Source organism: Streptomyces sp. SD31, from assembly GCF_052068475.1.
Lineage (GTDB): Bacteria > Actinomycetota > Actinomycetes > Streptomycetales > Streptomycetaceae > Streptomyces.
Genome location: NZ_JBQHCX010000035.1, coordinates 15,853 through 28,140 on the forward strand (window position 1 = coordinate 15,853; position 12,288 = coordinate 28,140).

Annotated in this window: 9 protein-coding genes; 6 read left to right on the forward strand and 3 right to left on the reverse strand. The window is 69.9% G+C overall.

What is annotated here, in order from left to right; genetic code table 11:
• The first annotated feature begins 303 nt into the window (after positions 1 to 303).
• From ACTMVF_RS42160 to ACTMVF_RS42170, 3 genes are all read left to right on the forward strand, one after another.
• A complete protein-coding gene (locus ACTMVF_RS42160; RefSeq protein WP_441276389.1) occupies positions 304 to 1,431 on the forward strand; it encodes an SIS domain-containing protein in 1,128 nt (375 codons plus the stop codon).
• Between the two features lie 196 nt (positions 1,432 to 1,627).
• Entirely contained in the window at positions 1,628 to 2,779 is a 1,152-nt protein-coding gene (gene manA, locus ACTMVF_RS42165; RefSeq protein WP_441276390.1) for a mannose-6-phosphate isomerase, class I, read from the forward strand.
• A gap of 198 nt (positions 2,780 to 2,977) precedes the next feature.
• Positions 2,978 to 3,958, forward strand: a complete 981-nt coding sequence (locus tag ACTMVF_RS42170) for a cation diffusion facilitator family transporter (RefSeq protein WP_441276391.1) — start codon at positions 2,978 to 2,980, stop codon at positions 3,956 to 3,958.
• Positions 3,959 to 4,052: 94 nt separating this feature from the next.
• On the opposite strand, the gene lepB is transcribed toward ACTMVF_RS42170, so the two are convergent.
• On the reverse strand, positions 4,053 to 4,757 hold the full coding sequence (lepB, locus tag ACTMVF_RS42175) for a signal peptidase I (RefSeq protein ID WP_441276392.1): 705 nt from the start codon (positions 4,755 to 4,757) through the stop codon (positions 4,053 to 4,055).
• Positions 4,758 to 4,850: 93 nt separating this feature from the next.
• Positions 4,851 to 6,953: a fructose-specific PTS transporter subunit EIIC gene (locus tag ACTMVF_RS42180; RefSeq protein WP_441276393.1), complete on the reverse strand. Its 2,103-nt coding sequence runs from the start codon at positions 6,951 to 6,953 to the stop codon at positions 4,851 to 4,853.
• A 506-nt stretch (positions 6,954 to 7,459) separates the two neighbouring features.
• Between ACTMVF_RS42180 and ahcY the strand changes: the two genes are divergently transcribed.
• Both ahcY and ACTMVF_RS42190 read left to right on the forward strand, forming a co-directional pair.
• On the forward strand, positions 7,460 to 8,917 hold the full coding sequence (gene ahcY / locus ACTMVF_RS42185; protein WP_441276394.1) for an adenosylhomocysteinase: 1,458 nt from the start codon (positions 7,460 to 7,462) through the stop codon (positions 8,915 to 8,917).
• Positions 8,918 to 9,068: 151 nt separating this feature from the next.
• A complete protein-coding gene (locus ACTMVF_RS42190; RefSeq protein WP_441276395.1) occupies positions 9,069 to 9,683 on the forward strand; it encodes a hypothetical protein in 615 nt (204 codons plus the stop codon).
• Positions 9,684 to 9,833: 150 nt separating this feature from the next.
• Here ACTMVF_RS42190 and ACTMVF_RS42195 read toward each other — a convergent pair whose 3' ends face one another.
• Positions 9,834 to 10,853, reverse strand: coding sequence for an RDD family protein (locus tag ACTMVF_RS42195; protein WP_441276396.1), 1,020 nt, complete (start codon positions 10,851 to 10,853; stop codon positions 9,834 to 9,836).
• Positions 10,854 to 10,983: 130 nt separating this feature from the next.
• Between ACTMVF_RS42195 and ACTMVF_RS42200 the strand changes: the two genes are divergently transcribed.
• Positions 10,984 to 11,991 carry a stage II sporulation protein M gene (locus tag ACTMVF_RS42200; protein ID WP_441276397.1) on the forward strand — a complete coding sequence of 336 codons (1,008 nt, stop codon included), beginning with the start codon at positions 10,984 to 10,986 and terminating at the stop codon, positions 11,989 to 11,991.
• Positions 11,992 to 12,288 lie beyond the last annotated feature (297 nt).

Genomic DNA, 12,288 nt, shown 5'->3' on the forward strand with positions numbered 1-12,288 from the left:
ATACGGACCTCCCAGCCACCGGCCACCGGCATAGACCAGGCCACCGGCACAGAGGCACCCCGCCCGGCGCACCCATCCGGCACCCCGTCCACGGCGACCAGCAACCGGCAACCAGTGGCGAGCAACGGGCAACGAGCAACGAGCACGGCAACGGGCAACCGGCAAAAAACCGCCCCCGCCCGCATAAAGACACCGCCCCCGCGCCAAGACAACCAAAGACCCCCGCGACCGAGCAAAGACCCCGTCGAACACACCCCGCGCAGAAAACGCCCCAGACGACCCGGCGATCGGAGGCTGCCGCCCATGCTCGACGAATCGCTGCTGGACACGCCGGAGGCGCTCGCAGAGGCCGACCGCCGTGCCCTGCTGCGCGGCGCGGCCGAAGCAGGCGCCCGTGTCCGCACAGCCGCCCGGCACACTGCCGAGGCCGGCGTCCATGACCTCAAACCCGACGGCCGCCCCCGCGCCATCCTCATCGCGGGCCCCGGCGCCGCAGCCATCTGCGTCGCCGACCTCCTCGGCACGCTCGCCGGCGCCACCAGCCCCGTCACCCGACTGGCCCCGGCCGGTGTCGCCCCCGCCGCGGGTGCCCTGCGCTGGGAGCTGCCAGGCTGGGCCGGCTCCGTGGACCTGCTGCTGATCACCACCCCCGACGGCTCCGAGCCGGGGCTGTCCCTGCTCGCCGAGCAGGCCTACCGCCGCGGCTGCACGGTCGTCGCCGTGGCCCCGGCCGGCTCCCCGCTCACCGAGGCGGTGCACAACAACCACGGCCTGTTCGTGCCGATGGCGACGGCCCCGTACGAGCAGGACGAACCCCTCGCGGCCTCCGCCCCCGGCGTCCTCTGGGCGCTACTCACCCCGCTGCTGGCGCTCCTCGACCGCACGGGCGTGCTCGCCGCCCCGCCCGACGCCATCGAGAAGGTCGCCGACCGCCTCGATCACATCGCCGAACGCTGCGGCCCCGCCGTCGCGACCTACAGCAACCCCGCCAAGACCTTGGCCGCCGAACTCGCCGACACGCTCCCGTTGATCTGGACCGAGGGCGTCTCCGCCGGCCCGGCCGGCCGCCGTCTCGCCGCAGCGCTCGCCGAACTCGCCGGCCACCCCGCCCTCGTCGCCGAGCTGCCCGAAGCGCTTGCCTCGCACAGTGCCCTGCTCGCGGGCACGCTCGCGGCCAGCGCCGACCCCGACGACTTCTTCCGCGACCGCGTGGAGGAGGCCCCGGCCCTGCACGCGCGCGTGGTGCTGCTGCGCGACCGCCCGCTCGGCGGCCTCACCGCCGCGCCCGCCGCCCGTGACCTGGCCCTCAGCCATGACACGCCGATCAGCGAACTCGAGCCGGAGCCGGGCGGCGAACTCGAGACTCTCGCGGAACTGATCGCCATCACGGATTTCGCCGCCGTTTACCTGGCGCTCGCCTCGGGAGCCTGATCTGTCTCAGGACGCCCTGACAGCCGTACGCCTAAGAAACCAGCAGTCGTACACCAGGCGAACCCGGCGTCCTACTGAAGAGACCGCGAAGAGATCCCGAAGAGACCGCGAAGCGACCCCGAGGAGATCTCGAAGCGACTCCGAAGAGATCTCGAAGAGACCCGGCGTCACGCACAGAGAGCAGGCAGAAGACCGCATGGACCGCCTCGACAACACCATCCGCCCCTACGCCTGGGGCTCCACCACCGCGATCCCGAAGCTCCTCGGCGTCGAGCCGACCGGCGAACCGCAGGCGGAGATGTGGATGGGCGCGCACCCGGGCGCACCCTCGCGCACCGAGCGCGGGACGCTCGTCGAGGTCATCGAGGCCGACCCGGAGCGCGAGCTGGGTGCCACGGCCGTGGCGAAGTTCGGCCCCCGCCTGCCCTTCCTCCTCAAGATCCTCGCCGCCGGCGCCCCCCTCTCCCTCCAGGTGCACCCCAACCTGGCGCAGGCGAAGGAGGGTTACGAGGACGAGGAGCGCCGCAACATCCCCGTGGACGCCGGCCACCGCAACTACAAGGACGCCAACCACAAGCCCGAACTGATCTGCGCGCTCACCGAGTTCGACGGCCTGTGCGGCTTCCGCGACCCGGTCCAGGCCGCCGACCTGCTGGACGGCCTCGGCGTCGACTCCCTCAAGCCGTACGTCGACCTGCTGCACGCGCACCCCGAGGAGGCGGCGCTGCGAGAGGTCCTCACCGCCGTACTCACCGCGGACCCGGACGAAATGGCCCACACCGTCGCCGAGGCCGCGGCAGCCTGCTCCCACCTCGGCGGCGACTACGCCCCGTACGCCGACATCGCCCACCACTACCCGGGCGACCCGGGCGTCATCGCCGCCATGCTGCTCAACCACGTCCGCCTGCAGCCCGGCGAGGCCCTCTTCCTCGGCGCCGGCATCCCCCACGCCTACCTCAACGGCCTCGGCGTCGAGATCATGGCCAACTCCGACAACGTCCTGCGCTGCGGCCTGACCCCCAAGCACGTCGACGTCCCCGAACTCCTGCGCATCGTCCGCTTCGAGGCGGGCGACCCGGGCGTGCTGCGCCCCGAGGCCGCCCCGGACGGAGAGGAGGTCTACGAGACCCCGATCGACGAGTTCCGGCTGTCCCGGTACGTCCTCCCGGCGGGCACCACCGCGCACGACCTCACGCGCGCGACCCCGCAGATCCTGCTCTGCACGGCGGGTTCCGTCCGAGCCGGTGAGCATGAGCTGACCGCCGGTCAGTCCGTCTTCGTACCGGCGGGCGAAAAGGCCCAAGTGTCCGGGGCCGGTACGGTCTTCAGGGCCACGGTCGTGGCCTGACCGAGGCCGTCGGACGACCCGGCGCGCCGTTGTCGGACCGGGCTGCAACAATGGCCCACCGGCAAAGGACGGGCAAAGCCGATCGGGGGCCGCACGCTCCCCTCGGCGACGCCCTGGACGGCGCACGGGCGTACGTACGAAGGCCACGAGTGCCATGAAGGCTCCGAAGGCTCCGAAGGCGAAGGGACAACGCGACACATGAGCGCGTCAGGCGGAACCAAGGCGATCGTGGCGGCACTCGCCGCCAACCTGGCGATCGCCGTATCGAAATTCGTGGCGTTCGCGTTCAGCGGCTCGTCGTCGATGCTCGCCGAGGGCGTGCACTCGCTCGCGGACTCCGGCAACCAGGCCCTGCTGCTGGTAGGCGGCAAGAAGGCCCAGCGCGAGGCCACCCCGCAGCACCCCTTCGGCTACGGCCGCGAGCGCTACATCTACGCCTTCCTCGTCTCGATCATCCTGTTCTCGGTCGGCGGCATGTTCGCCCTCTACGAGGGCTACGAGAAGATCAAGCACCCGCACGAGATCGAGCACTGGTACTGGCCGGTCGGCGTCCTCGTCTTCGCGATCATCGCCGAGACCTTCTCCTTCCGGACGGCCATCAAGGAGTCCAACGTCCTGCGGGGCAAGAAGTCCTGGAAGGAGTTCGTCCGCCACGCCAAGGCCCCCGAGCTGCCCGTCGTCCTCCTGGAGGACCTCGGCGCGCTGGTCGGCCTGATCCTCGCCCTGGGCGGCGTCAGCCTGGCCCTGCTCACCGGCGACGGCGTCTGGGACGGCATCGGCACCATCTGCATCGGCATCCTGCTCGTCCTGATCGCGATCGTCCTGGCCGTCGAGACCAAGTCGTTGCTGCTCGGCGAGGCTGCCGGTGTCGAGGAGGTCCAGAAGATCGAGGCCGCCATCGTCGACGGCGACACGGTCACCGGCATCATCCACATGCGCACGCTCCACCTCGGCCCCGAGGAGCTCCTGGTCGCCGCCAAGATCGCCGTCCAGCACGAGGACACGGCCGCCGAGATCGCCTCCGCCATCGACGCCGCCGAGTCCCGCATCCGCGAGGCCGTCCCGATCGCCCGCGTGATCTACCTCGAGCCCGACATCTACAGCGAGGCCGAAGCCGCCAAGGGCGCCGACCCCGAGGCGAAGCCCGGCGGACCCACGCCACACGACGCCGGGCACTGACGCCCGCCCACACCGAAGGGGCCCACCGGAATCCGGTGGGCCCCTTGGTCTTGTGGGTCTTCTGGGCTTGTGGTCTTCGCCTGAGGCCGAGCCCTCAGACCTGCACCGCCCACGGCGGTGGGGGCGGCACCGCGGCCCGCGCTCTCCGCCGTACGACCATGGCGGCGATCCCCAGAGCGATCGCGACCAGCACCAGCACCACCCCGAGCATCATCGCCGTCCCAAGGACCGTCGGCATGGTGTGGTCGTCGATCACGCGCCCCCGGATCGCGGACACCGGAAGCGTCCCGCTCTCATCGTCGAGGAAGGCCCGCGAGTCACGGGAGTTCGCGCGGTGGTCGCCCAGCAGGAACAGCCGCCCCTTGGGAACCCGCACGTCGTAGGTCATGGGGTACCCGCCGTGCACGTCCCCGCCCTTCACATACGGCTCCTCGAGCGGCTCCCCGTTCACGGTGACGCGCGCACCCGCCCCCGCCCCCTGCCCCGCACAGCACGCCACGCGGTCGCCGCCCACGCCGATGACCCGCTGCATCACCAGCAGATCCGAGCCGTACCGGTCCGGCGACGAGAGCACCACGACGTCCCCGTTCCGCACCTCGTCCCCGTCGATCCGTTCATAGACGACCCGGTCGCCCGGCCCGTACGTCGGCGTCATGCTCTCGCTCGACACGACGGAGCCACCGAAGGCGTGCCGCGCGTACCCGAAGCCGCCCAGCCCCAGCAACAACCCCACCAGCCCCACCACGACGGCTGCGATCCCCAGTCCCCGCCCCTTGCCCGACATCACGTTCCTCCCCATGCGGCCCATCCGCGGGCGCAGAGCCTAACGGGTGCCTGTGAGCGGCTTGTGCGGGCCCGCGCCCGGCTTGCGGACGCGGACCCGGTCACGCGACTACCCGACCTCGCGCAGCACCCCGAGGACGGCCGACTCGTCCGGCGCGGCCAGCAACCGCTCCAGGAACCCGGGGTCCATCAACTTCCGCGACAGCAGCGCCAGAATCCGCAGATGCTCGTCCCCCGCAGCCGCCTCCGGTACGGCGATCATGAAGATCAGCCTCGCCTTCGTACCGTCCAGCGAGCCCCACTCGACGCCCTCCGCGGACCGCGCGAAAGCGACGACCGGCGCGGTCACCGCATCCGTCTTGGCATGCGGAATCGCGATCTCCTCCCCGAGCCCGGTCGTCCCCTGCGCCTCCCGCCGCAGCGCGGTCGCCACCAGCTCGCCCACATCCGCGACCTTCCCGGTGCGCGCCGACAACTCGGCCAACTCCCGGATCGCGGACTCCTTGTCGGCCGCACCGAGTTCGACCTTCACGGTCCGCTCGGTGAGATAGCCGGAGAGAACCTCGGCCGGGGCGGCGCCCGCATCAGCGGTGTCGACCGCATCTGCCTCGCGCTCCGACTCGTGTACGACCCGCTGCGCCGCGACGGCACCGGCGGCCCCCGGCCCTTCGCCGACGGCACCGGTGCCAGGCCCTCCGACGCCCGCCCCGACCAGCGCGGGCTCGGGCCCGGCCGTACCCGTACCGGCGAGCGTCTCGCCACGCCGCCTGCGCTCGCTCACGTCGATCAGCGCGACCGTCGTCAGCGCGGTGAAGACAGAGCCGATCACCACGGCCACGAAGAACATCGGTACGCCGCTCACCGCGCCCAGCACGGCCACGATCGGCCCGCCGTGCGGTACCGCGTCCTCGACACCCGCGACCCCGGCGATCGCACCGGCCACCGCGCCGCCGAGCATGTTGGCGGGGATGACCTGCGCGGGCCGCGCCGCGGCGAACGGGATCGCACCCTCGGAGATGCCGAAGCAGCCCATGAACAGCGAGGCGAGCCCCGTCTCCCGCTCCTGCTCGGTGTACAGCCGCTTCCGTATCAGCGTGGCCAGACCCTGACCCAGCGGCATGACCGGGATCGCGGCCGCGCACATGCCCATGACCGTCTGGTTGCCGGTCGCGATGAGCCCGGCGCCGAACAGGAAAGCCGTCTTGTTGACCGGCCCGCCCATGTCGAACGCGATCATCAGCCCGAGAATCGTCCCGAGCAGGACCGCGCTCGTGCCGGTCATCCCGCTGAGCCAGCTGGTCAGGTGCTCGAACACCCAGGAGATCGGCTTCCCGATGACGTAGATGAAGAACAGCCCGAGCGCCGTGGTCGCCACGATCGGGATCACGATGATCGGCATGATCGGCTGCACGAACTTCGGGACCTTGACCTTCTTGATCCCCAGCACCAGATACCCGGCGAGGAACCCGGTCACGATCGCCCCGATGAACCCGGCCCCCGCCTTGGAGTCGTACAGCGAACCCGTATTGGCGATCCAGCCGCCGATCATGCCTGGCACGAGCGCGGGCCGATCCCCGATGGCGTACGCGATGTAGCCGGACAGGATCGGCACCATCAGGGTGAAGCCGATGACGCCGATGTTGTTGATGTCCATCCAGAAGGAGTCCTTCGGGATGACCAGACCGCCCGACGGGTCGGTGTGCCCGCCCAGCGAGAGCGAGATCGCGATCAGCAGCCCTCCGACCACGACGAACGGGATCATGTAACTGACCCCGTTCATCAGCGCCTTGTACCCGACGCTCCGCTCCTTGCCGCCGGCCGCGGGACTCGTGGAAGTGACCCCTGCCGTGTGCACGGGCGCCGACAGCACCTGCTCGATCAGCCGCTCGGGGTGGTGAATGCCCTCCGCCACCCCGACCGTGAGGACCCGCTTGCCCGCGAAACGGCTCAGGTCCACGTCCTTGTCCGCAGCGACGATGATGCCGTCCGCGTGCTTGACATCGTTGTCATCGAGGACGTTTTCAGCCCCGATGGATCCCTGGGTCTCCACCTTCATCTCGATACCGCGGCTCTCGGCGGCCTGCGCGAGCTTCTCCGCCGCCATGTACGTATGCGCGATGCCGGTCGGGCACGCGGTCACCGCGAGCAGCTTCAACCGCTTTCGCTCGCCACCGCCACTGCCCGTGAGGGGAGGGCCGGCCGGACTTGTCACGTCGATCTCCTAACGCCTTTGTCATGCGGAAACGCCGTCCCGGACGTCCCACAAGATCGATCGGATGTTCCGAGTCCCTGGCATCCTGCACCACCTCGCCGCAGGCTCAAAGGTGCAAAGGTTCCGCATCATCCCGGTCTGCCGCCTCCTGTTCGCGGTTCGTTGGTGTCCTGTTATCGCTCCCGCACCCGACCGTCACGTGACCTGCCACCCGACCCTTGAACGCCCCCTCGTCCGTCCCCACACAGCTCCCTTGATGGCCTGATCTGTTCGGAGGCGGACTGGGGACGGCCGGGCCTCCCGGTGTAGCTTGGGACAGAGCCAGACGTCGCTGCTGATGGCGGTCGGGCGGTCCCGACACGGACCGACCGAGGGAGAGAGGGCCTCCGACGAACTGCGCTGCGCGTACGCGGGCATGCCTGTGTCCTCTTCGGGCACCCCGGTGTCCGCCGCCGCGCAGACCAGCCGTACCCACCCTCGACCCAAACCCCGAGGAGCAGCTCGTAATGACGACTGTCGAGAACCGACAGGACTTCAAGGTCGCCGACCTCTCCCTGGCCGAGTTCGGCCGCAAGGAGATCACCCTCGCCGAGCACGAGATGCCCGGCCTGATGGCGATCCGCAAGGAATACGCCGAGGCGCAGCCGCTGGCCGGCGCCCGCATCACCGGCTCCCTGCACATGACCGTGCAGACCGCCGTCCTCATCGAGACCCTGGCCGCCCTCGGCGCCCAGGTCCGCTGGGCGTCCTGCAACATCTTCTCCACCCAGGACCACGCCGCCGCCGCGATCGCCGTCGGCCCGAACGGCACGCCCGACAACCCCCAGGGCATCCCGGTCTTCGCCTGGAAGGGCGAGACCCTGGAGGAGTACTGGTGGTGCACGGAGCAGGCCCTGACCTGGCCGAACACCCCCACCGGCGGCCCGAACATGATCCTGGACGACGGCGGTGACGCCACCCTCCTCGTCCACAAGGGCGTCGAGTACGAGAAGGACGGCAAGGTCCCGGACGTCGACACCGCCGAGTCCGACGAGCACCGCGTCATCCTCGAACTCCTGCACCGCACCATCACCGACGGCTCGCAGAAGTGGACCCAGCTGTCCTCCGAGATCCGCGGCGTGACCGAGGAGACCACGACCGGCGTCCACCGCCTGTACGAGATGCAGCGCGACGGCGTCCTCCTGTTCCCGGCGATCAACGTCAACGACGCCGTCACCAAGTCGAAGTTCGACAACAAGTACGGCTGCCGCCACTCCCTGATCGACGGCATCAACCGCGCCACCGACGTCCTGATCGGCGGCAAGACCGCGGTCGTCTGCGGTTACGGCGACGTGGGCAAGGGCTGCGCGGAGTCCCTGCGCGGACAGGGCGCCCGTGTCATCGTCACCGAGATCGACCCGATCTGCGCCCTGCAGGCGGCGATGGACGGCTACCAGGTCACGACCCTCGACGAGGTCATCGACAAGGCCGACATCTTCATCACCACGACCGGCAACAAGGACATCATCATGGCCTCGGACATGGCCAAGATGAAGCACCAGGCGATCGTCGGCAACATCGGCCACTTCGACAACGAGATCGACATGGCCGGCCTCGCCAAGGTCCCGGGCATCGTCAAGGACGAGGTCAAGCCGCAGGTCCACACCTGGACCTTCCCCGACGGCAAGGTCCTCATCGTCCTGTCCGAGGGCCGCCTGCTGAACCTGGGCAACGCGACCGGTCACCCGTCCTTCGTGATGTCCAACTCCTTCGCGGACCAGACCCTGGCCCAGATCGAGCTGTTCACCAAGCCGGACGCCTACCCGACCGGTGTGTACACGCTGCCCAAGCACCTGGACGAGAAGGTCGCCCGCCTCCACCTGGACGCGCTCGGTGTGAAGCTGACGACGCTCCGCCCCGAACAGGCCGCGTACATCGGGGTCGAGGTCGAGGGCCCGTACAAGCCGGACCACTACCGGTACTGAGCCGAACCGCTGCCGCGTGCACCGGCACGCCGCTCAGCAGCAGATCCTCAGAGGCAGGCCCCCGCACCCCCGTGCCGGGGGCCTGCCCCATTGGCTCGCGTGGCCACTCCGGCCATGTGGCCGGACCAGCCCGTCAAGACCCAGGACCCCGATGCCCCGCGGCCGTTATTCGCTCCACGATCCGCACGATCACACCCCCCTCGCAGAAGAGCACTTCCACTGCGCCCCCGGCCCTTCCGGCTGGCGCTACGTCTCCCAGCTGACCACCCCCGGGGGCGATCACAGCGGCTCCGTCGACCTCACCCTGGACGAACTCGGCCGCCCCATCCGCCTCGAACTCCACGCGGCCGGCTGGCAGGTACGCGGCGCCGCCCTCGACGGCGTCACCTGGGTCCGTACCGACCCCACCGGGGCTCACGCCACGGAAGGCAATGTGCGCGCCCATGCCTTCACCGGGACGTCCCCCGCGTTCCTCATCGCCACCACTCGCCTCCTTCGCCTCACCCCTTCCGCCCCGGCAACCCGCGTACGCCTCGTGGTCTTCACAGACCTGGTCCTCGCCCCGCGCACCGTGGACCAGTCCTGGGCCTTGGTGAACAGAGAAACACACGCCACTGACAACGCCCCCCTGACCGTGGACGAGTACCAGGTCACAGCCCTGGACACGGGCGAGCAGCACGCCGTACACATCGCGGGCGACGTGGTCCTCGCGGCACCCGGCATCGAACTGGAGGACCTGGACTCGCCGCCGTCGACGTTCGCTTGAGCGACGCCGGGCAGATGAGAAGGCCGGACGGGGGCAGGCACTGAGCCGGCGCGGAGAGCGGGCCAGGCGTGCGGCAGTTCGGCAGGGTCGAGCGGGCGGGCTCGCTGAACCGCCGATCGTTGCGGCAGCCCGTGCTTGCCCGCTGAGGTACTACGCCGGTGGGACGAAGCCGGTGGTGGGCCGGTCGGTCGACGGCGCCTCCTGCGGCGCCGAGACCTGCTGCACGGCGTCCTGTGGTACCTGGGAGTGGTCCCCTTCCGCCCGACCTGAGGACTGAGCGCCGAGCGGAACCTCTACTTCGCCGTACGCGCCAGGAAGAGGCGGAGCAGCGGTGGGCGGCATGGCCGGCGGGCCGTACGCTCCCGGCGCACCAGTCGCAGCCCCCGCACCACCCCCTGGGCTCACCCCATCCGCAGACCGCCCATTGCCGAAGGCACGCCGCGCCTCCCGCGCTTGCCGTTCCTGCAGAACCGCCGCGAGATATGCCGCCGGCGGCACCCCCTGCGGCGCCGGAGCGCCCGTACGCGCCGCGAGGTCCGTCGCGAGCCGCTCCGCCATGCTCCATCCGACCTGAGGGTCGAGTTGCTGCATCCGCGTCAGGTACTGACGAATGGCCAGCCACAGCCCATCCGGAACCGCCGACAGGTCAAGCTCCGAGAACCGTCCGGCCAACCACGGCGGAGGGGGAGGAACGAAGCCCGCCCGGGCGAGGGGCACCCGTTCCCGTACGACGAGAGTTCCGGCGAACACGTCACCGAGCCGCCGCCCACGCGCGGACACCAGCGAAGCGATGACGGCGATGACGCCGAGCGTCATCAGAATCTCGATCACACCTATGAGGCCACGCACCAGAGCGTGCCGGAACCGGATCGGTCCGCCGTCGTCACGCACCACCCGCAGCCCGCACGCCAACTTCCCAAGAGAGCGCCCGTGACTGAGCGTCTCGACCGCGATCGGCCCCCCGACCAGCAGCAGAACGAACATCGCGATCGACAGCGCGGTCTGCGCCGCCTCGTCCAGAGAGGCAGTGGCCGCCACCACCCCAATGGTCACGACAAGGTAGGCGATCACCGCTACGGCCAGATCCAGCAGCACGGCCAGCGCCCTACTGGGCAGCTTCGCGGGGCGCAACTCCAGCGCCACCGCCTCGCCCGTCACCAGCTCACTCACGCGGTCCGTCCTTCCCCTGACCTGCCCCTGGAATGGCCAGTCTGCCAAGCTGAGGGCGCATTGCGTCGCAGTAAGACAAGCTGACATCTACGACGAGTCGCCGACGAACAGCCGGGGAGCAGGAAAGCAGATGGACCTCGACGTCTTCGTCACCGCCCACCGAGCCGAGTGGGACCGCCTCGACGCCCTGCTCGGGCGCCAGCGCCGCCTCACAGGCGCTGAGGCCGACGAACTCGTCGCCCTCTATCAGCGCACAGCCACCCACCTCTCCCTGATCCAGTCCAGCGCCCCGGACCCGCAGCTGACGGGCCGGCTCAGCCAACTGGTGGCACGCGCGCGTAGCGCCGTGACAGGCACGCGACGCGCATCCTGGCGCGATGTCACCCGCTTCCTTGCCCACGGCTTCCCAGCCGCGGTCTACCGTTCGCGCCACTGGTGGGTACCCACAGCGCTCCTGTCCACCTTCGTCGCGGCTCTCCTGGGCTGGTGGATAGGCACGCACCCCGAAGTGCAGGCCACCATCGCGGCCCCCAGCGAACTGCGCGAGCTCACCCGCCCCGGCGGCCAGTACGAGACGTACTACTCCAGCCATCCCGCAGCCTCCTTCGCGGCCCAGGTATGGACGAACAACGCCTGGGCCGCCGCCCTGTGTCTGATACTCGGTGTCTTCCTCGGCCTCCCAGTGCTCTGGATCCTCTTCCAGAACATGCTCAACCTCGGTGTCGGCTTCGGCCTGATGTCCTCGGCAGGACGCCTGGACACCTTCCTCGGTCTCGTCCTGCCGCACGGCCTCCTCGAACTGACCGCGGTCTTCGTCGCCGCAGGCACAGGCCTACGCCTCGGTTGGACCGTCATAGATCCGGGCCCCCGCACCCGACGCTCCGCCCTCGCTGAGGAAGGCCGAGCCGCAATCGGCATGGCGATAGGCCTCGCGCTGGTCCTCTTCGTCTCCGGCGCCATCGAAGGCTTCGTCACCCCGTCGGGCCTGCCCACGTGGGCGCGCATCAGCATCGGCATCGCCGCTGAACTGGCCTTCCTCGCTTACGTCTATGTCCTCGGCGGACGTGCCGCCCGCGCCGGTGAGACAGGCGACGTCGAGGCAGCCGAGCAAAGCGCCGCCGTGCCGACGGCCGCCTGATGTGCGACCACCCCTGCTGAGCTGCTAGTCTCCTCTTCGCCCCACGAGAGCCGTTGACACGGAGCGAGTGGGGAGGTAGATTCGAACAGTTGCCTGGAAGGGGATGCACATCCCGCCCCGGGCAGAGTGAGCATCTGTCTGCTTCAGTGGAACATCGATTCCCAAGAAGCCCCTCCCGATAAGTTCGGAAATGAGTGGCCGGTCAGTCCGGTCCGAAACTTCTGATAAAGTCGGAGCCGCCGGAAAGGGAAACGCGAAAGCGAGAACCTGGAAAGCACCGAGGAAATCGGATCGAGA